This is a genomic window from Glutamicibacter creatinolyticus, from assembly GCF_006094275.1.
GTDB lineage: Bacteria > Actinomycetota > Actinomycetes > Actinomycetales > Micrococcaceae > Glutamicibacter > Glutamicibacter creatinolyticus.
Genome location: NZ_CP034412.1, coordinates 3,131,821 through 3,148,822 on the forward strand (window position 1 = coordinate 3,131,821; position 17,002 = coordinate 3,148,822).

Below are 17,002 nucleotides of genomic sequence, written 5' to 3' on the forward strand. Positions count from 1 at the left end.
GGCATGGCGGCTAGCTCCGGCGGGCCACCACCAGCACGTCATCAATGGTGGCGTGCTGCCCTTCGGGTCCCGTGACCTCGCGCTGCACCAGCTCCGCGCGCAGCACCTCCCAGCCAGCGGTTGGCATGCCCAGCGCGCGCAGCTCGTCATCGACCGTGGGCATGGCCGGATGGTGGGCATGCCCCTGGCCCTTGGCCCCAGGTCCGGCCCAGGAGGGGTGGCTGCCGTGGGAGAGCACCACGATGCGTCCGCCAACGGCGACGCGTTCGGTGGCCCTGCGCTGGATTTCAGCGCGCTGGAAGTCAAAGGGTGCCTGGAAGAAACTGAGGGTTACCAGGTCAAACTCCCGTTGATCATCCCATTCGGCCAGATCCACGGCGATGAATTCGGTGGATTCGGACATCCCGTGTTCGGCGGCTGCCTCACGCGCGCGGGCGACGGCGGTTTCGGAGATATCAACTCCGGTGACCTGCCAGCCCCGCGCTGCCAGCCAGAGCGCGTCCCCGCCCTCACCGCAGCCCAGGTCCAACGCGCTGCCCGGTGCCAGGTCCTTCAGCGCGGCGGCCAGGGTGGAGTTCACGTTGCCGGACCAGATCCGCTCGGATCGTCCATAGTGGCTTTCCCAAAAGTCCTTGCCAACGAGTTCTTCCCCGGAATGCTGCGTCATCTTGTCCTCCACTGAACCTGCTTGCCAGAGCCGGGCTGTTGCCCGGTTGCCCCTCAACATTAGGCAATTCTGCTGCCGACCGTGACCGGTTTTGCGGCAGCGGCAAAAAGCGCGCCTGCAGCTACCACTCAGCGTGGCAACAGCCCGGGACACTAGTCGGCCACCGCTTGGTTGGTCTCCGGCTCATTCTGCTTCTGGGCGGCAAAGATCTTGGACAGCTTCCGGTACTGGCCGCTGCCCAAGGCCAGCAAGGCGACGAGCACCATCAGCAAACCGGCCACCAGGAACACCAGGGCGATGCCGCGGGCCTGCCCCGCCCCCAGCAGCCAGCCCAGGGCCGTTTCACCCTGCTCCGATTTCATGAACGGGATGATCAGGTATTCGGCCAGCGGGGCAATCAGGAAAGCCGTGATGGGGGCCGCTGCCGCCTCGAGCATCTGGGCGAAGCCGAACACCCGGCCCTGCCGGCGGAATGGAACCACTTTCTGGATTACCGTTTGCTCGGAGGCTTCCGCGGCCGGGATCAGCATCATGTACAGCCAGATCCCCAGCACGTAGAGCCAGGTCCATTCCCGGATCGTGAACACGGCGCCCAGCAGCCCCATCATTGCCACGGCCAGCAGCAGCGTGCGAATCGGGTTTCGGCCCAGCCCGAACTTCGCCACCAGCAGCCCGCCTATGATGAAGCCGGTGGAGGCCAGTCCGAACACGATGCCCCACATTTCAACGGACATGATGGTCAGCCCGTAGGGGTCCATCAACGCCATGTAGACTCCGCCGACGAAGTTGTTGAACATCGAGAAGATGATCAGCGACAACAGTCCGGGGATCGCCAGCACGGTGGTGAACCCCATCCTCAGGTCAATCGCCCGGTTCCGTCCCGGCTCCCGCTCGGGGGCCTGTTCCGGGATGGGGATCAGCACCAGGTGCACCATGCTCACCGCCACCAGCGCAATCGACAGCGAGAGCGTCCAGCCCATCCCCAGCAGCCCGATGGACAGCCCGGAAAAGACGCTGGTGATGATGAATGCGATGCCCTGCACGGTACCGACCAGACCGTTGGCGTTCGCGTGGCGTTCGACCGGGACCAGCAGCGTAACCGTGGTGGACAATGCGATGGAGCGCATCTGCTCGACAATGGAACCGAGCAGGATCACCCCGCAAAAGAGCCAGAACTCCCATCCGCCGATGTACAGGATCCGCTCGGTGGGAAGCCACAGGTAGAGCAGGCCGGCCAGGCAGAACGCCACCGCCGTGAAGACGGCGGAGAAGACGAACACCGTCTTCTTGCGGTGGTTGTCAACGATCGTGCCAAAGACCATGGAGAACACGGCAATCAGCAGCATGAATGCGCCGCCAATGAACCCGGTGGCCATGACGTTGCGGGTTTCCAGGTAGACCCAGAACACCAGCGCAAACCACAGGTAGCTGGTCGTCAGGTTCGCCACCGCCGTGTTCACCAGGATGTGCCCAAAGGAACGCATCGCGCGTTCCGGTTCCCGGAGCACCTGGGGATCCGGTGGTGGGGTACTGGTGGGTGGGGATGGCTCGGACATTTCCGACCTTCGGCTACTGGGGCGCGCGAAAAAGCGTACTGAAAACAATACGGACTCAACCCCCGGTTGTCACCGTTTTTGGCGGTGGGGATTTGCCAAATTTTTCCCCTGGTCGCACTACCGATGATCCGTTTGCTGGCCCCCGCGCGCCGTGCTGGTGGATCGGGCCTCCCAGAAGAACGTGGCCACCGGCAAGCATGTGGAGCACCGGCCGGGCGGTAATGGGAATGCAGTACTACCGCCGCGCTCGCCGTCCCCGGGACGCGGGGACTGTTGCTGCCCGAAAGCACCTTGCATTCGCGCTGGCGTTCGGTGCCGGCCGCGTTCGTGGGCAGCCTCGCGGCGAGCTACCCGGTCCTGGGACTGCTAAGGATACTGTCGGTGATCCGGTTCTCGCGCTCCAAGAGTGCGAACGCCGGTCAGGGGGCCGGAATACCAATCCCGAGGCGCCGGTCCAGATCCTGCAGCATCGCCCCGATCTCCTCGCCCGGCCGCCCGGGGCTGAAGTGGAACCCCTGGGCATAGTCGAACCCCAGTCGCTCCACCAGCTGCAGCTGCCCGATGGTTTCCACGCCCTCGGCCAGCGTCTTGGCCCCGATCGAATTGGCAGCCTGCAACAGCGAATCAACCAGCGTTCGGATCCGCGGGTCCTGCTCATAGCCGGTGATCATGGTGCGGTCCAGCTTCACGATGTCCGGGTGCAGCTGCACAATCCGCTCCCGGGTGGCGTGGGCGACTCCAGCGTCATCAATGAGCAGCAGGCAGCCCATGGCGTCGGCCAGCTGCCGGGCCCGGGCGCATACTGCCGGATCGCTTTGCTCATTGAGTTCCAGACCCCACACCAGCCGGGGGTCGAGCCGTAGACTGGAGCCGGCGAAGGATTCGATCGTTGACCCCGAGGCGTTCAGGGTCACCAGCACGCCGGTGGGCAGCAGGGCGCTGGCCTCCAGGATGCCCTGGATGGCGCGCAGCTCCAACTCGACCAGCCGACCCTCATCCCGGGCGGCCTGGAAGTGCTGTGCGGGGCCAAGCCCGTCGGCGAAGCGGGTCAGGGCTTCGAAACCCAGCAGGGAAGAGGATCCTACGTCGATGAGCGGTTGGAAAACGAATTTCAAGGGATACCTTTGAGCGCGGAATGACGATAGGCGAAGGGTTGGTCGGCGGGAAGTGATGACGGCGTCTGCAGGGCGCGGGGCCGGGGCCCGAAGCAGATTTTACAGTGCCCCAGAAGGCGAAACCACGACGTGGGTCGCTCTGCGGCGTTTTCCCAGTTTCTGCCCCCGGGGCGGGGCGCATGCCGGCTGACCGGCGGGAGCACGCTCCCATTGCGTGGTGGCAGAACGTTGTGCCCGCGCCGTTTCGCACCTTGACCCAGATGCACGTCATGGTCACCGCGCTGGTGGCCCTGTTCATGCTGGTCTTTTATCTCATTGCGCTTTTTCTTCCGGTGCGCAGCCCGGTGCTGCAGGGTTTCAACATCCTGTATTGTCTGGGCTGCGCCGCCATCCTGGGCGCGATCTACCGCGCCGGGGACAAGCTGGCGTCCTGGATCATGTACGTGGGTGCGCTGGCCGAGGTCGCCGCGTTCATCTACTTTGTGGCGTTCACCCGAAACCACGAACAGGTGGTCTTCCGCCTGCAGCAGTTCCCGCTGCTGGCGCTCTACCTTTCGTGGATTTTCCCGCCCTGGCTGGCGCGGTGCACGATCTACCCGGCGCTGCTGTTCACCATTCCCTACGGTGTGCTCATCGGCCCGGCTGCTGGCACCGAACACAGCCAGGGGATCTTGAACATCGCTGCCCTGATGTTCTTCACCGTTCTGAGCACCGGCGTGGGCTCGTTTGTGCGGGACCGGTTCCGCGAGCAGACCGAGGTTGATGAGCTCACCGGGGCACTGAATCGGCGGGCACTGACCGTTTACGGGGAGCAGGCGATGCTGCGTTCGCGCAAGCGCGGAGGGCCCTTGAGCGTGGCGGTGGTCGACCTGGATGGATTCAAGACCATCAATGACACCCAGGGCCACGGGGCGGGGGACAGGATCCTGCAGGAGCTGGTCCGGCACTGGCAGGATGCGGCGCGCAGAACGAATCTGATCTTCCGGCTTGGCGGCGATGAATTCGTGCTGCTCTTCCCGGACACCACCGCACCACAGGCGCAGGGGCTGATGCGTCGGATGCAGGAGACCTCCCGGGCGGCATGGTCCTTCGGGGTGGCGCAGGCCGGGCCGGAGGACAACCTGGGAACCCTCGTGCTGTGGGCGGACCGGTCCATGTACGAGGCCAAGCGTCCCGGCTGATGCCCGATCCGGCGGGGAATCTCGGTTAGTTGGCTTGAACCGGGTGTGCGGCTATTGTAAGGATTGTGACCCGCGACACGTCCGGGATAATCCGAATCCCGGTGCTCTCGGCGCGGAACCCAGTCATCACGCCACCTGAGAAGCATGGAGAAAACATGAACCAGCAGGCACGGGCGCGCACGCCGCAAACAGCGAATTCCGCCGCCATGGTGCAGGAGCTTCGAGTCGGGGGAGTCGGGGCATGAAATCCTATGCGAAGGGCGAGACCGAGCCAGCGCTGCTGCAGGACACCATCGGCGGATCACTGCAGGACACGGTGGCCCGCTACTCCCAGCGCGAGGCGCTGGTGGAGGTGGCTTCGGGCCGGCGCTGGACCTGGTCGGAACTGGACCGGGATGTGAACCTGCTGGCCCGCGGACTGCTGGCCGCCGGCATCAACAAGGGGGACCGCCTGGGCATTTGGGCGCCGAATTGCGCCGAATGGACACTGGTGCAGTACGCCACCGCCAAGCTCGGGGTCATCCTGGTCAACGTGAATCCCGCTTACCGCACCCACGAGTACGCCTACGCGGTGAACCACAGCGGGATGCGCATGCTCGTGGCGGTCTCCGAGTTCAAGAGCAGCAACTACCGGGAGATGATCGAGCGGTCCATGGTGGACACGCCCGACCTGGAGCGGGTGATCTACCTGGATACCGATGACTGGGCGCAACTGCTGGAGGCGGGCGGACAGATACCGCAGGCCGAGGTGGACCGCCATCTGGCCGGCACCACCCCAGAGGAGCCGATCAACATCCAGTACACCTCGGGCACCACCGGCTACCCCAAGGGCGCGACCCTCAGCCACCTCAACATCCTGAACAACGGGTACTTCGTCACCGAGATGATCCGCCTCGGCCCCGAGGACCGGCTGTGCATCCCGGTTCCCTTCTACCACTGCTTCGGAATGGTGATGGGCAACCTGGGGTGCACCACGCATGGCACCACCATGGTCATCCCCGCCCCCAGCTTCGAACCCGAAGCCACCCTGCGCGCCATCGCGCAGGAGCGGTGCACCGGAGTCTACGGGGTGCCCACCATGTTCATCGCCATGCAGAACCACCCCAGCTTTGGCGACTACGACCTGGGCACCCTGCGCACCGGGATCATGGCCGGTTCGGTCTGCCCGGTGGAGGTCATGCGCCGCAGCATCCAGGACATGCACATGGAGGGAATCTCCATCGCCTATGGGATGACCGAAACCAGCCCGGTCTCCTGCCAAACGCGCGACGATGACGATGTGGAGCGGCGCACCGCCACCATCGGCCGCGTGCACCCGCACCTGGAAATCAAGATCATCGACCCGGCCACCGGGCAGACCGTGCAGCGCGGTGAGCCCGGGGAGTACTGCACCCGCGGCTACTCGGTCATGCTCGGGTACTGGAACGATGAGGAAAAGACCCACGAGGCCATCGACGAGGACGGCTGGATGCACACCGGGGACCTGGCGGTGATGCGTGAGGACGGCTACTGCACCATCGTTGGGCGTATCAAGGACATGATCATTCGCGGCGGGGAGAACATCTACCCCCGGGAAATCGAGGACTTCTACTTCCGCCACCCGGACATCGAGGACGTCTCGGTGATTGGGGTCCCCGATGAAAAATACGGGGAGGTGGTGTGCGCCTGCGTGCGGATGAAGGCCGGCCGCGCCCCGCTGGACCTGGGTGCCGTACGCGAGTTCGCCCGCGGCAAGCTCGCCCACTACAAGGTGCCCGAGCACCTGATGGTGCTGGAGGAGTTCCCCACCACCGTTACCGGCAAGATCCGCAAGAACCAGCTGCGCCAGGACGCGGCCGACACCTTGGACCTGTAGGCTCGCCGTGCGCGGCTGCGGGCCGGGGTCCTAGTCCCGCAGCTTGCCGCGCAGCCGCTCGCGCATGGCACGGCTGGCCTCGTTGAGGCCGTGCACCTGAACCTGCTTTCCGTAGCTTTCATACTTGTCCGTCACCGAGTCCAGGGCCGCGATGGTCGAGGCGTCCCACAGGTGGGATCCTGACATGTCGATGATGATGCGTCCGGGATCCTGGGCGTAGTTGAACTGGGTGTACAGGTCATTGGAGGAGGCGAAGAACAGCTCGCCGTCCACCGTGTAGATCGCCACCTGTCCCTCGGTGTCCCCGGTGACGCTGCGCTTGACGGTGACGAAGTGGGCGACCCGGTTGGCGAAAAGCACCATCGCGGTGAGCACTCCCAGCCCCACGCCAATGGCCAGGTTGTTGGTCGCCACCGTGAACGCCACGGTCACCAGCATCACCGCGGTCTCGCTCTTGGGCATGGCCTTGAGCGTGGCCGGACGGATGCTGTGCCAGTTGAACGTGGTCAGGGACACGAAGATCATCACCGCCACCAGTGCCGCCATCGGGATCTGGGCCACCACGTCCCCGAACAGGACGGTGAGCAGCAGCATGAACACCCCGGCGAACATGGTCGAGATCCGGGTGCGGCCCCCGGAGGCCTTCACCCCGATCATGGTCTGCCCGATCATCGCGCAGCCGCAGATCCCGCCGAAGAACCCGGTCACGATGTTCGCGGTGCCCTGTCCCCAGGATTCGCGGGTCTTGTTCGAGGGGGTGTCGGTGATGTCATCCACCAGCTTTGCGGTCAGCAGGGATTCAAGCAGCCCCACAAATGCCACCGCCAGGGCGTAGGGGAAGATGATCTTGAGCGTCTGCAGGTTCAGCGGCACGTCGGGGATGAGGAAGAACGGCAGCGACTCGGGCAGCTCGCCCTTGTCGCCCACCGTGGGCACGGTGATCCTGGCGAGGACGGTGATCGCGGTCAGCAGCACGATTGCCACCAGCGGGGCCGGGATGGCGGAGGTGAGCTTGGGCAAGAAGTAGACCACCGCCAGTCCCAAGGCCACCAGCGGGTAGACGGCCCACGGCACGGCCTTCAGTTCCGGCATCTGGGAGAGGAAGATCAGGATGGCCAGCGCGTTGACGAAGCCGACCATCACCTGACGGGGAATGAAGCGCATCAGTTTCGCCACCCCTGCCACGGCCAACAGCACCTGGATCACCCCGGCCAGGATCACCGTGGCAAACAGGTACTCCACCCCATGGCTGCGCACCAGCGGTGCGACCACCAGGGCGACGGCTCCGGCGGCCGCCGAAATCATGGCCGGGCGTCCACCGGTGAACGCAATGACCACGGACATGGTGAAGGAGGCAAAGATGCCGATGCGCGGATCCACCCCGGCAATGATCGAGAAGGCGATTACCTCCGGAATCAGCGCCAGGGAGACCACCAGCCCGGCCAGCAGCTCGGTCTTCAGCAGGCGTGGGGAGCGCAGGGTTCGCCACACCGATTGGCGTTGCAGCGGGGTGAGCTCGGCCAGCGTTGACATGGGGTCTCCGATCGGGTCCGAAGGCGGGAAAGGCGTGGCGACGCCAAGGGAATCCTAGCGGCAGACGGTCCGCCCTGTGAAAAAGATGTCATTATCCACAGCTCCTGTGGAAAATGGGTATAACTCTGTGCACAACGCCGGGAGGAGATGTGCAGAACTTTGGTGCGCTTGGCGCAAAAGCGCGAGATCCCGCGGAAATCAGCGAACCAGACGCGCCCGGGAAGCCCGGGATCACGGGCATCGATCGCCGTGGGTTTAACAACGCCCGGAGTCAAAAAAGCCCACATTGTCCACAGTTGTGTGGATAACTTGTCGGCGAGGGGACGCCCCGTGATCCCGGCTACAGCCCGGCCTTGCGCGCCCGTTCCAAGGCCGTGGCGGCGTCGGTGGCCCCCAGCTTTTTGTACAGGCCGCGCAACTGGGACTTGATGGTGTTGGGGGAACGGAACGTCGCCTCGGCCATCTGCCGCCGGGACAACCCCGTGCGCAGCAGCTGCAGCAGCTCCAGTTCGCGTTCGGTCAGCACCGGTCGGGGCTGGAGCGCGGGCAGGGTGCGGCCAATGAGCTCCAGCCGGCGTGCTTGGGGCTCATCCAGGGACAACAGCCGGGGGATTGCGCCCCACCCCGGGGCGGTGGCCAGCAGCGCCAACGGCAGCAGCGCAGCACCCTCGGCGCTCAGCTGCCTGACCCGTTCCAGGTCCTCGGCACCCGGTTCTTCCGGGTTGCGGGCCGCCAGTTCCAGCAGGCCGGCCAGCTGAGGCCACTGCTGGGACGGAGGCTTGTCCGCCGCCAGCTCCAAAAGTGCCAGCGCCTCATCGGGCCGGTTGGCACGCAGGCAGCCCAGCGCCCGGAACTCGGCGGCCGCCTTCGCGCGGGGCGAACCGGCGCCGCAGCCGGAGGAGCGGGCCAGGGCAACCAGCTGGGACGCCACCGCCAACAGTTCCCGGCTCAGCAGGGCGCGGGCGTGGACCCGTTCGGCGTTCAACCGCTCCAGCAGGCTTGCTGCGCCGCCAGTTTGCTGGGTGAAGACCAGGTGGAAACTTAGCAGCAGCGCGTGCACCGCCCAAAACTCGTCGCTGTCCGGCTCATCGGGCAGCTGGCGCAACTGGGACCGAAGCTCCGGAAGATCCACTTCCAGCATGGCCTGCCAGGCCCGAGCCAGGATGACACCGCGGGCCACCATCGGCTTGCCCCAACCCACCTGCTGCAGCTGCTCCGCGTGCAAGGACGCCCAGTGCCCGGCGGCCGCGAAATCGCCCTGCATCGCACACAGCAGGGCCAGCCGTCCGCTGGCGTCACAGATGTGGAAGGCCTTGCCGGATTCCAGGCCGGCGTTCAACGCGGCCTGGTAGGCCCACTTGGCCTCCACGTCCAGGCCCTGGAGCTGCAGGGAAATGCCGGCATGCAGTTCGCTGATGGAAATGAGTTTGCGGCTGGTGCGCCGGGCGTTGAAGGCGGCCCGGATCGCGCTGCGCAGCCGCAGTGCCGCCTCGGCCGAATGCTGGTACATGCCGGCCAGACGCAGGTAGGTGATCTGCAGGGTGCCAACGGACAACGCCCTGGCGGTGGGCCGCTGGTAGAGTCGGGCGGTTTGCATCTGCAGGCGCTGGGCGCTCTGGTCGCGTTCGGGGTCCGGAGCCACGGTGGGGAAGGGCAGCACCATCCGATCGGTGCCCACCGCCGCCACGATCCGCGCCCCCACCCACAGGTAGTGGGCCTGGTCGATGAGCACCCCGGGCATCTTGGACAGCATGGAGCGCAGCGCTGCGGGGTTGCTGACGAACAAATCCACCCAGCGGTCCATCAACAGGGCGGACAGGGCGCCCCAGCGCCGGTTGCGCAGGGCGGTTTCGGCGGCCTTCTGCACGGACTGGGCCACCGCCACCGCCTCCAGCCCAGCGCGCTCCAGGCTCGTTGCCGCGGCGGGGGACATCAGCCGCTGCTGCTCCATCAGGGCCCGGCGAATCAGGGAGGGCATCATCCAGCCGCCCTGGCCCTCGCCCTGCACCAGCCCGCTGTCCACCAGGTCCTCCAGCCCGACTTCACCCTGGGCAATATTGGTGAAAAAGACCTCCAGCACCGATTCCTCGATTTCGGGAAGGAACGCGGACTGACGCAGACCGACCGCGTACGGGTGGTGGCGCAGCCAGCGCAGCAGGGCGGCGTTGATCAGCTGGTAGGCCGCCGCCCGGGATTCCGGCTGGCCCGCGAGCGCCCGGCAGGCACCCAGCCAGCCGCCGGTTTGGTCGCGGATCGCCTCGGCCAGATGCGCCTCGCAATCCAGCGCCTGGGCCAGCTCGGCCGCGCTGAGCAGCAGGTCCCGGTGCCGGGCCACGCTGCAGTGGTAGCGGGCGGCCAGCAGCCAGGTGGAGCGCCCCACCGGCAGGAGCACCGCCAGACGCAGCTGGGGGTCGGCGTCCAGCCGTTCGGTCAGCTGCTGCAGTTGGTCAAAGATCCCGGAACTGGTTTCCGGGCTTCCGTCGGACAGGTCGTGGATCTCTCCGGGTGCACCATCCAGCCAGGACCTGGCGAACAGCCTGCGCCCGGTGCCCGGCGCCGCGGTGATGAACAGCAGCCGGGGGCCTGAGCCGTGGATCTGCTGGAAACGGTGGAACGCCGGATGGACTTCGGTGCGCACGGCCGCGCTTGTCGTACCACTGCTGTGCCGTTCTTCGCCCAAACGCCCGCCTCCTGCCCACACCGTTGTAGCCCGGGGCCGGAAAACCGGCGCCGGGTAGTTATCCGGGATCCGAATTTATTTATCATCCTACTGCGCTTTCTTGCGGATCGGACGTGGCGTTCGGCACGCTGACTGGGGGTTTCGCCCAGCCGCGGGAACCGGGGTTCGTGCGGACGCGACGCGGCGCCGGTTCCGGCCAGGGGTTGGCCGAAACCGGCGCCGTCGTGGGCCGGGGTTTAGGTGTCGCGCCGGGCGATGTTGTAGAAGCGCACGGATTGGTACTCCTCCAGCCCCTCGGCCCCGCCCTCGCGGCCCAGGCCCGAATGCTTCACCCCGCCGAAGGGGGCCGCGGCGTTGGAGGGCACCCCCTGGTTGATGCCCACGATCCCGGTCTGCAGCCGGTCCGCGACATTCAGCGCCCGGTCCAGATCCTGGCTGAACACGTACCCGGCCAGTCCGTACTCGGTGTCATTGGCCAGGGTGAGGGCCTGCTGTTCGGTCTCAAAACGCTGGATCGCGGCAATCGGGCCGAAGATCTCCTGACGAGCCACCGCGCTGTCCCGGTCCACGGCGTCCAGCACGGTGGGCGCGAAGAAGGAGCCGGGCCCCGCATAGCCGTGGCCGCCGGTGCGCAGCTGCGCCCCGCGCTGCACCGCGTCGCGGGTGAACTCATGCATCTGCCGCACCGCGCGCTCATCGATCATGGCCCCCAGCTGCACTGCGGCGCCCAGTCCCGCACCGACGGTGACCTCATCAAAGCGGCGGGTGAGTTCGGCGGTGAACTCCTCGGCGATCCCGGACTGCACGTAGATGCGGTTGGCCCCAATGCAGGACTGCCCGCTGTTGCGCAGCTTCGCGGCCAGCGTCCCCTCGATCGCCCGCTCCAGGTCCGCGTCGTCAAAGACCAGCAGCGGCGCGTTGCCGCCCAGCTCCATGGAGCTGCGCAGCACGTTGCGTGCCGCGAGCTCCAGCAGGGTGCGTCCCACCGGGGTGGAGCCGGTGAAGGAGACCTTGCGCACCCGCGGATCGGCGAGCACCGCCTGGCTGAAGGCGGCGGAGTCGGCGGTGGTGATCACCTCGATCAGCCCCTCGGGCACCCCGGCGCGCCGCGCCAGCTGCACCGCATAGTAGGTGGTCAGCGGCGTCGCGGTAGCGGGTTTGACGACCACCGGGCAGCCTGCGGCCAGCGCCGGGGCGATCTTGCGGGTGGCCATCGCCAGCGGGAAGTTCCACGGGGTGATCAGCACCGCCAGGCCCACCGGCGCCCTGCGGGTGAGCAGGTCCGCCCCGCCATCGGGGGTCGGGCGGTAGCCGCCGGCCGGGCGGACCGCCTCCTCGGCATACCAGCGCACGAAGTCGGCCCCGTACTTCACCTCCCCGCGGGCCTCGGTGAGGGTCTTGCCCATCTCCCGGCTGATCAGGTGCGCGATCTGCTCGGTGTTCTCCACCAGCAGCGCATGCCAGGCGTGCAGCACCTCGGCGCGCTGGCGGGCGCTGCGCGCCGCCCATTCGGCGCCGGCGGCATCGGCGCGGGCCACCGCCTCCAGCGCCTCATCCACGCTGCGGTCGGGGACCGCGGCGATCGGCTCGGCGGTGGCCGGGTCGTGCACCGTGATGCCCGCGGCACCCAGTTCCAGGGATTCGATGACCGCATCGGCCAGGGCCACCCGCCCGGCGTCGGCCGGGACCAGGGCCTGGGCGCTGCGTTCGGTGCCGGTGGCGGCCAGTTCCGTGGTTTCGCTCATTTGCCGCTCCGTCCGGTGACGGCCTGGCCGATGGCGTCGATCAGTGAGTGCAGTTCGGCATCGGTGATGATGAACGGCGGGCTGATCTGGATCGTGTTTCCGCGCAGCGGGCGGCCGATGAAGCCCAGCTCCACCAGGTCATCACAAACCTGTTCGGCGCTGAGCGAGGCGTCCAGGGTGACCCCGCCAAGCAGTCCGGCGCTGCGCACTTCGGTGACCGCTTCCACGCGGGCGGCCAGGTCCTCCAGCGCCTGGCGCAGCACTGACTCCAGCTCGGCCACGCGCGGCACCAGCTGTTCGCGCTCCAGGATCTCCAGGTGCTTCAGCGCGACCGCGCAGGCGGTGGCGTGCCCGGCGTAGGTGGCGCCGTGGCGGAAGATCGGGGTGTCAGGGGCGTCAACGTAGAACGGCTCCCATAATCGGGGGGCCACCATGACCCCGCCCAGCGGGGCGTAGCCGCTGGTCACGCCCTTGGCGAAGGTGATCATGTCCGGCTCCAGGCCGTAGTATTCGGCGGCGAACATGGTGCCCATGCGTCCGAAGCCGGTGATGACCTCATCAAGGATCAGCAGGATGTCGTTCTCCCGGCAGAGCCGGGCAATGGTTTCCAGGTAGCCGGGGGTCGGGGGATTGACCCCGCCGGTGCCCTGTACCGCCTCGGTCACCAGGGCGGCGATGTTCTCCGCCCCGATGCGCTGGATGACTTCCTCAACCTGGGCCGGGTCGTTGAAGGAGATCCGCGCGGTTTCCGGGACCAGCGATTCACTGCCGTAGCCCTCGCGGTTGAACTCCAGTCCGGCAATCGAGGTGCCATAGGCGTGCAGGCCGTGATAGGCGAACTCGCGGGAGAGGATCACCTTCTTGGAGGTGCGTCCCTCGCGCTGCCAGTGGCGGCGGGCCAGCTTGCAGGCCACATCGATGGCGTCGGAACCGCCGGAGTTCAGGATGACCTTGGCTCGTTCGATCGGGCTGATCGCGGCCAGCTTTTCACCCAGCTGCAGCGCCTTGTCATTCGAGTAGCGCGCGAAGATGTGGTAGGTCTCCAGCTGCAGCATCTGCTCGTAGGCGGCCTGAGCCAGTTCCGGGTGGCCGTGACCGACGTTCGCATGCCACAGCCCGGCGGTGCCGTCAAAAAGCTTCCGGCCGTCGGTGGTGTAGAGCCAGCAGCCCTCGCCGCGTTCAACGACCAGCTGTCGGCCCAGCACGCTGGGCGTATGCGCTTGCGCCGGCCACAGGGCCGGGCCGTCGATGAGGGAGGGGGTGGCAGGCGCCGAATGAGCCACGTCGTTGATGGTCATGCCGGATCGCTCCTTTCGAGAAGAACTGGGATGCGCGCCCGAGTCCGCAGTGCAGCGCGGGGGCCGTGCTTCCAATCTAGGAACAGCGATGCGTAAAGAAAAGCGAATAAAAACAACAGATTCCTGTTAGCCCTGCTTACACATCATGTGTTGGGCGGGAATGCCGGCGGGGTGGCGGCCGGCCGCCGCACTGATGGCGGTGCACAATAATCGAAGAACGCCGGCAGGGCGGAAACGCGAAGGGGACTCGGATGCACAGCAGGGCAGTGAATCACAGCGGTGGGCACAAGGGTGCTCCAGCGGTCTCGGTGAACGGGCCGGAACAGTGAAGACCGGGCGTCTGGAGGCGTTTAGCGACGGGGTGCTGGCGATCATCATCACCGTCATGCTGCTGGCGCTGCCCGTGCCCAAGGGCACGGGGTTCACCGAACTGTGGAATGCCGTGGGCACCGCTCTGCTCACCTATGCCCTGAGCTTCACGTACGTGGGCATCTACTGGAACAACCACCATCACGTGTTCCAGCTGACCAACCGGGTGACCGGTGGGGTGTTGTGGGCCAACCTGCACCTGCTGTTTTGGCTCTCCCTGCTGCCGCTGGCCACCGCATGGATGGACTACACCGGCTTTGCGCGGGCACCGGTGATGTCCTACGGTGCCGTCCTGCTGCTCGCGGCCCTGGCCTTCGTGCTGCTGCAGCGCACCATCGCCCGCTCCGAAGGCCCGGACTCCCGCATGCAGCGCGCGTTGGGCAGGGACAAGAAGGGCAAGGCCTCACTGGTGCTCTACCTGGCCGGGATCGCCAGCGCGGCCTTCATCAAGCCCGAGGCCCCGGTCTTCATCTACCTCGCGCTGGCCTGTTTCGTGGCCGTTGCGGTGGTGTGGGTCATCCCTGACCGGCGCATTGAAAGCACCCTGGAGCAGCACGGCGGCGATGAGTAACGGCTGAGGGGCCTGGCGCCGCTTCGGGTCGGACAGGCGACCTCATTCCTGGTGCTGGCAGAAGACCCGGGCCTGGCCGACCTCCATGAACTCCTCGAGCTGCATCCGCTCCAGGCACCAGCGCAGGTGCCAGTGCGGTTCCCGGCCGGCATTCGCGAACCCCCCGGCGAGCAGGAAGTCCGCGGCGCTTCCGGCAGCGAGGAAGATACGGGATTGTTCGGGGGTCTCGATCAGGAATTGGGTATCGCTCACGGTCGGCTCCTGGGATGGTGCTCGCAGCTGGTCTCAGGGCGAGTCTAATGGGAGGTCGTCATCCGGTCAGGATCCTGATCCTGGCCTGTTGATGGTGGTCGACAGCGTCGTGAGCCTCCTGGGGCTTGGTTTTCAAGGCAACGAGGAAGGGCCCCGACCTTCAAGGCCTGGCCATTTTCGGCCTGGTCGTGGTCCACAAGTGCATCGCCATGCTGGTCTACCTGGTGCATCACAAGCCCCAGCCAAGAAGCGTGGTGCAGGTGTCTGCGCGGAGCAGGCAGTACCTAGGAAGCGCTGGGGTGCGTGGTGTTCCGCCCGTCCGGCTGGCGGAACACCCGGGCCACCGCCTCGCGCACCGCGCCGAGGGCCGGATTGGATTCCGCGCCCTTGCGGGTGACGAACAGGATGGTGCGCCGCTGGTCGGCCGGCAGCCAACTGCTGGGCGTCAGGGCGCTGGAGGCCTCCTGCATCACCATGTCCGGCAGGAAGGCCGCGGCCAGTCCGTGCTCCACCAGGCGCAGGTGGAAGAGCACATCGGAGGACAGGTGGGCGATCCGCGGTTCGAAGCCGCGTTCGCGGCACACCCGAAGCGCCCATTGTGAGGCGGCGGATCCGGCCGGTTCCATGACCCAGGGCACCTGGCGCACGGCCTGCGCATCATCCAACTGCACCCCCACCGGAAGGTAGCCGCGCACCGGGTCCTGGGCCAGGATCGTGGTGTGCAGGCTGGTGGAGCCGTCGGGGGCCGCGCCCGGGAACGAATCGGTGAGCACCGCGTCAACCTGGCGGGAGGCCAGCTTCAGCATGGCTTCCTCCGGTTCGTAGCGGTGGATGTTCACCTGCAGTGCCGGGTGCTCGCGGGCCAGGTCGGCCAGTGCGGTGGGCAGCACGGTCCGGCTGATGCTGGCGAAGGCCGCGACCGTGATGCTGCCCCGGGCCCGTTCGTGGGACGTGGCCAAGTCCGCTTCGGCCTTTTCCAGCGCGGCGAGGATCGCCTCGGTGTTGTGCACCAGTTCCAGGCCGGCGGCGGTCAGGCGCACGTTGCGCCCCACCCGTTCCAGCAGCTGCACCCCGGTTTCACGCTCCAGCAGCGCCAGCTGCTGGGAGATGGCCGAATGGCTGTAGGACATGCTGCGCGCTGCTGCGCTCATGCTGCCGTGCAGTCGGACCTCGCGCAGCAGGCGCAGGCGATGGATGTCAAGCATCGTTCTCCTCTCAGGAAGCGACTTCGCGCAGGATCTGCAAAAAGCTCTTGGTGGCCGGGCGCAGGTGGCTGCCGCGCCGGCCCACCGCGTAGATGTCCCGGAACATGGCCTCGCGCTGCCTGTCCTCCTCCGGTTCCCAGCGCACCACCGACCCGGTGGCGGTGTCCAGCCCGTGAAACACCATACGCGGCAGGAAGGCGGCCGCCACCCCGGCGGCGACCAGTTCGTAGTGCAGGCGCGGATCCGGGGAATCGAAGAGCACCTTCGGTTCAAAGCCCAGGTCACGGCAGAAGCGGTGGGACCAGGCATAGGCGTCGGTGCCGCGAGGCTCAAAGGCCCAGGGCAGTTCGGCCAGTTCGGCCACGGAGGCGACGGGGTGGGGCAGGTGGATCTCCATCCGGTCCCGGGTGATGGCGGTGCGCACAAACCCGGCGTCGGCGCGCCGGGGAATGTGGGTGAACTCGTCCACCATGGCCACGTCGGCCCTTCGGCTGGCGACCGCGTCCAACGCCTCGTGCGGTTCGAGCTGGGTGAATTCAATGACCACATCCGGGTGCACCCGGCTCATCCGCCGCAGCGTCTCGGGCAGGAAGGTCCGGGCGAAGGTGCTGAAGGCGGCAAAGCGGATGACGCCCTGGACCCGGCTGCGCCGGGCCTCAAGTTCGGCGGTCGCCCCCTCCAGTACGGTGACCGCCTCATCGACCCGGGAGACCAGCTGGCGTCCGGCCGGGGTGAGGCGGGTGTTGCGCCCCACCTGCTCCAGCAGCGGCAGCCCGGCCTCCGCCTCCAGCTTGGCCAGCTGTTGGGAGACGGCCGAGGCGCTGATGCCCAGCACCCGGGCGGTGGCCGCGATGCTGCCGCGCAATTGCAGTTCGCGCAGCAGCGTCAGCCGCTTGAAATCAAGCATTTGGACCTCCTGGCATCGGTCGTCGGCGGATGTTCCCACCCATAAGTTCTGCTTAACGGAACAAACAA

The 17,002-nt window shown here is 66.9% G+C and carries 13 protein-coding genes; 3 read left to right on the forward strand and 10 right to left on the reverse strand.

The features are described 5' to 3' along the window. Nucleotides 1-10: 10 nt before the first annotated feature. From GcLGCM259_RS14355 to GcLGCM259_RS14365, 3 genes are all read right to left on the reverse strand, one after another. Nucleotides 11-667, reverse strand: coding sequence for a class I SAM-dependent methyltransferase (locus GcLGCM259_RS14355; RefSeq protein WP_138927026.1), 657 nt, complete (start codon nucleotides 665-667; stop codon nucleotides 11-13). A gap of 152 nt (nucleotides 668-819) precedes the next feature. Next, the gene (locus tag GcLGCM259_RS14360) at nucleotides 820-2,223 is read right to left on the reverse strand and encodes an MFS transporter (RefSeq protein WP_425459786.1); all 1,404 of its coding nucleotides are present in this window, start codon (nucleotides 2,221-2,223) and stop codon (nucleotides 820-822) included. A gap of 419 nt (nucleotides 2,224-2,642) precedes the next feature. Beyond that, on the reverse strand, nucleotides 2,643-3,338 hold the full coding sequence (locus GcLGCM259_RS14365; protein WP_054820760.1) for an EAL domain-containing protein: 696 nt from the start codon (nucleotides 3,336-3,338) through the stop codon (nucleotides 2,643-2,645). A 260-nt stretch (nucleotides 3,339-3,598) separates the two neighbouring features. On the opposite strand from GcLGCM259_RS14365, the gene GcLGCM259_RS14370 reads away from it, so the two are divergent. Further along, nucleotides 3,599-4,519, forward strand: a complete 921-nt coding sequence (locus GcLGCM259_RS14370; protein WP_246049902.1) for a GGDEF domain-containing protein — start codon at nucleotides 3,599-3,601, stop codon at nucleotides 4,517-4,519. Nucleotides 4,520-4,760: 241 nt separating this feature from the next. After that, nucleotides 4,761-6,374, forward strand: coding sequence for an AMP-binding protein (locus GcLGCM259_RS14375; RefSeq protein WP_138927029.1), 1,614 nt, complete (start codon nucleotides 4,761-4,763; stop codon nucleotides 6,372-6,374). A gap of 30 nt (nucleotides 6,375-6,404) precedes the next feature. Here GcLGCM259_RS14375 and GcLGCM259_RS14380 read toward each other — a convergent pair whose 3' ends face one another. The 4 genes from GcLGCM259_RS14380 to GcLGCM259_RS14395 form a co-directional block, all read right to left on the reverse strand. Further along, complete coding sequence (locus GcLGCM259_RS14380) at nucleotides 6,405-7,907, reverse strand: SulP family inorganic anion transporter (protein WP_138927030.1); 1,503 nt, start codon at nucleotides 7,905-7,907, stop codon at nucleotides 6,405-6,407. Between the two features lie 340 nt (nucleotides 7,908-8,247). Next, nucleotides 8,248-10,545 carry a helix-turn-helix transcriptional regulator gene (locus GcLGCM259_RS14385; RefSeq protein ID WP_138927031.1) on the reverse strand — a complete coding sequence of 766 codons (2,298 nt, stop codon included), beginning with the start codon at nucleotides 10,543-10,545 and terminating at the stop codon, nucleotides 8,248-8,250. 278 nt (nucleotides 10,546-10,823) lie between these two features. Continuing rightward, nucleotides 10,824-12,332, reverse strand: coding sequence for an NAD-dependent succinate-semialdehyde dehydrogenase (locus GcLGCM259_RS14390; protein ID WP_138927032.1), 1,509 nt, complete (start codon nucleotides 12,330-12,332; stop codon nucleotides 10,824-10,826). Continuing rightward, nucleotides 12,329-13,630, reverse strand: a complete 1,302-nt coding sequence (locus tag GcLGCM259_RS14395) for an aminotransferase family protein (RefSeq protein WP_138176232.1) — start codon at nucleotides 13,628-13,630, stop codon at nucleotides 12,329-12,331. Before GcLGCM259_RS14395 ends, GcLGCM259_RS14390 begins: the two co-directional genes overlap by 4 nt. 325 nt (nucleotides 13,631-13,955) lie before the next feature. Here GcLGCM259_RS14395 and GcLGCM259_RS14400 point away from each other — a divergent pair, with 325 nt between their 5' ends. Then, on the forward strand, nucleotides 13,956-14,570 hold the full coding sequence (locus tag GcLGCM259_RS14400; protein WP_138927033.1) for a TMEM175 family protein: 615 nt from the start codon (nucleotides 13,956-13,958) through the stop codon (nucleotides 14,568-14,570). A 42-nt stretch (nucleotides 14,571-14,612) separates the two neighbouring features. On the opposite strand, the gene GcLGCM259_RS14405 is transcribed toward GcLGCM259_RS14400, so the two are convergent. The 3 genes from GcLGCM259_RS14405 to GcLGCM259_RS14415 all read right to left on the reverse strand — a co-directional run bounded on the left by GcLGCM259_RS14405 (nucleotide 14,613) and on the right by GcLGCM259_RS14415 (nucleotide 16,934). Then, nucleotides 14,613-14,822 carry a hypothetical protein gene (locus GcLGCM259_RS14405; protein WP_138927034.1) on the reverse strand — a complete coding sequence of 70 codons (210 nt, stop codon included), beginning with the start codon at nucleotides 14,820-14,822 and terminating at the stop codon, nucleotides 14,613-14,615. Between the two features lie 284 nt (nucleotides 14,823-15,106). Then, nucleotides 15,107-16,027 carry a LysR family transcriptional regulator gene (locus GcLGCM259_RS14410; RefSeq protein ID WP_138927035.1) on the reverse strand — a complete coding sequence of 307 codons (921 nt, stop codon included), beginning with the start codon at nucleotides 16,025-16,027 and terminating at the stop codon, nucleotides 15,107-15,109. A 10-nt stretch (nucleotides 16,028-16,037) separates the two neighbouring features. Further along, nucleotides 16,038-16,934 carry a LysR family transcriptional regulator gene (locus GcLGCM259_RS14415; RefSeq protein ID WP_138927036.1) on the reverse strand — a complete coding sequence of 299 codons (897 nt, stop codon included), beginning with the start codon at nucleotides 16,932-16,934 and terminating at the stop codon, nucleotides 16,038-16,040. Between the last annotated feature and the right edge of the window lie 68 nt (nucleotides 16,935-17,002).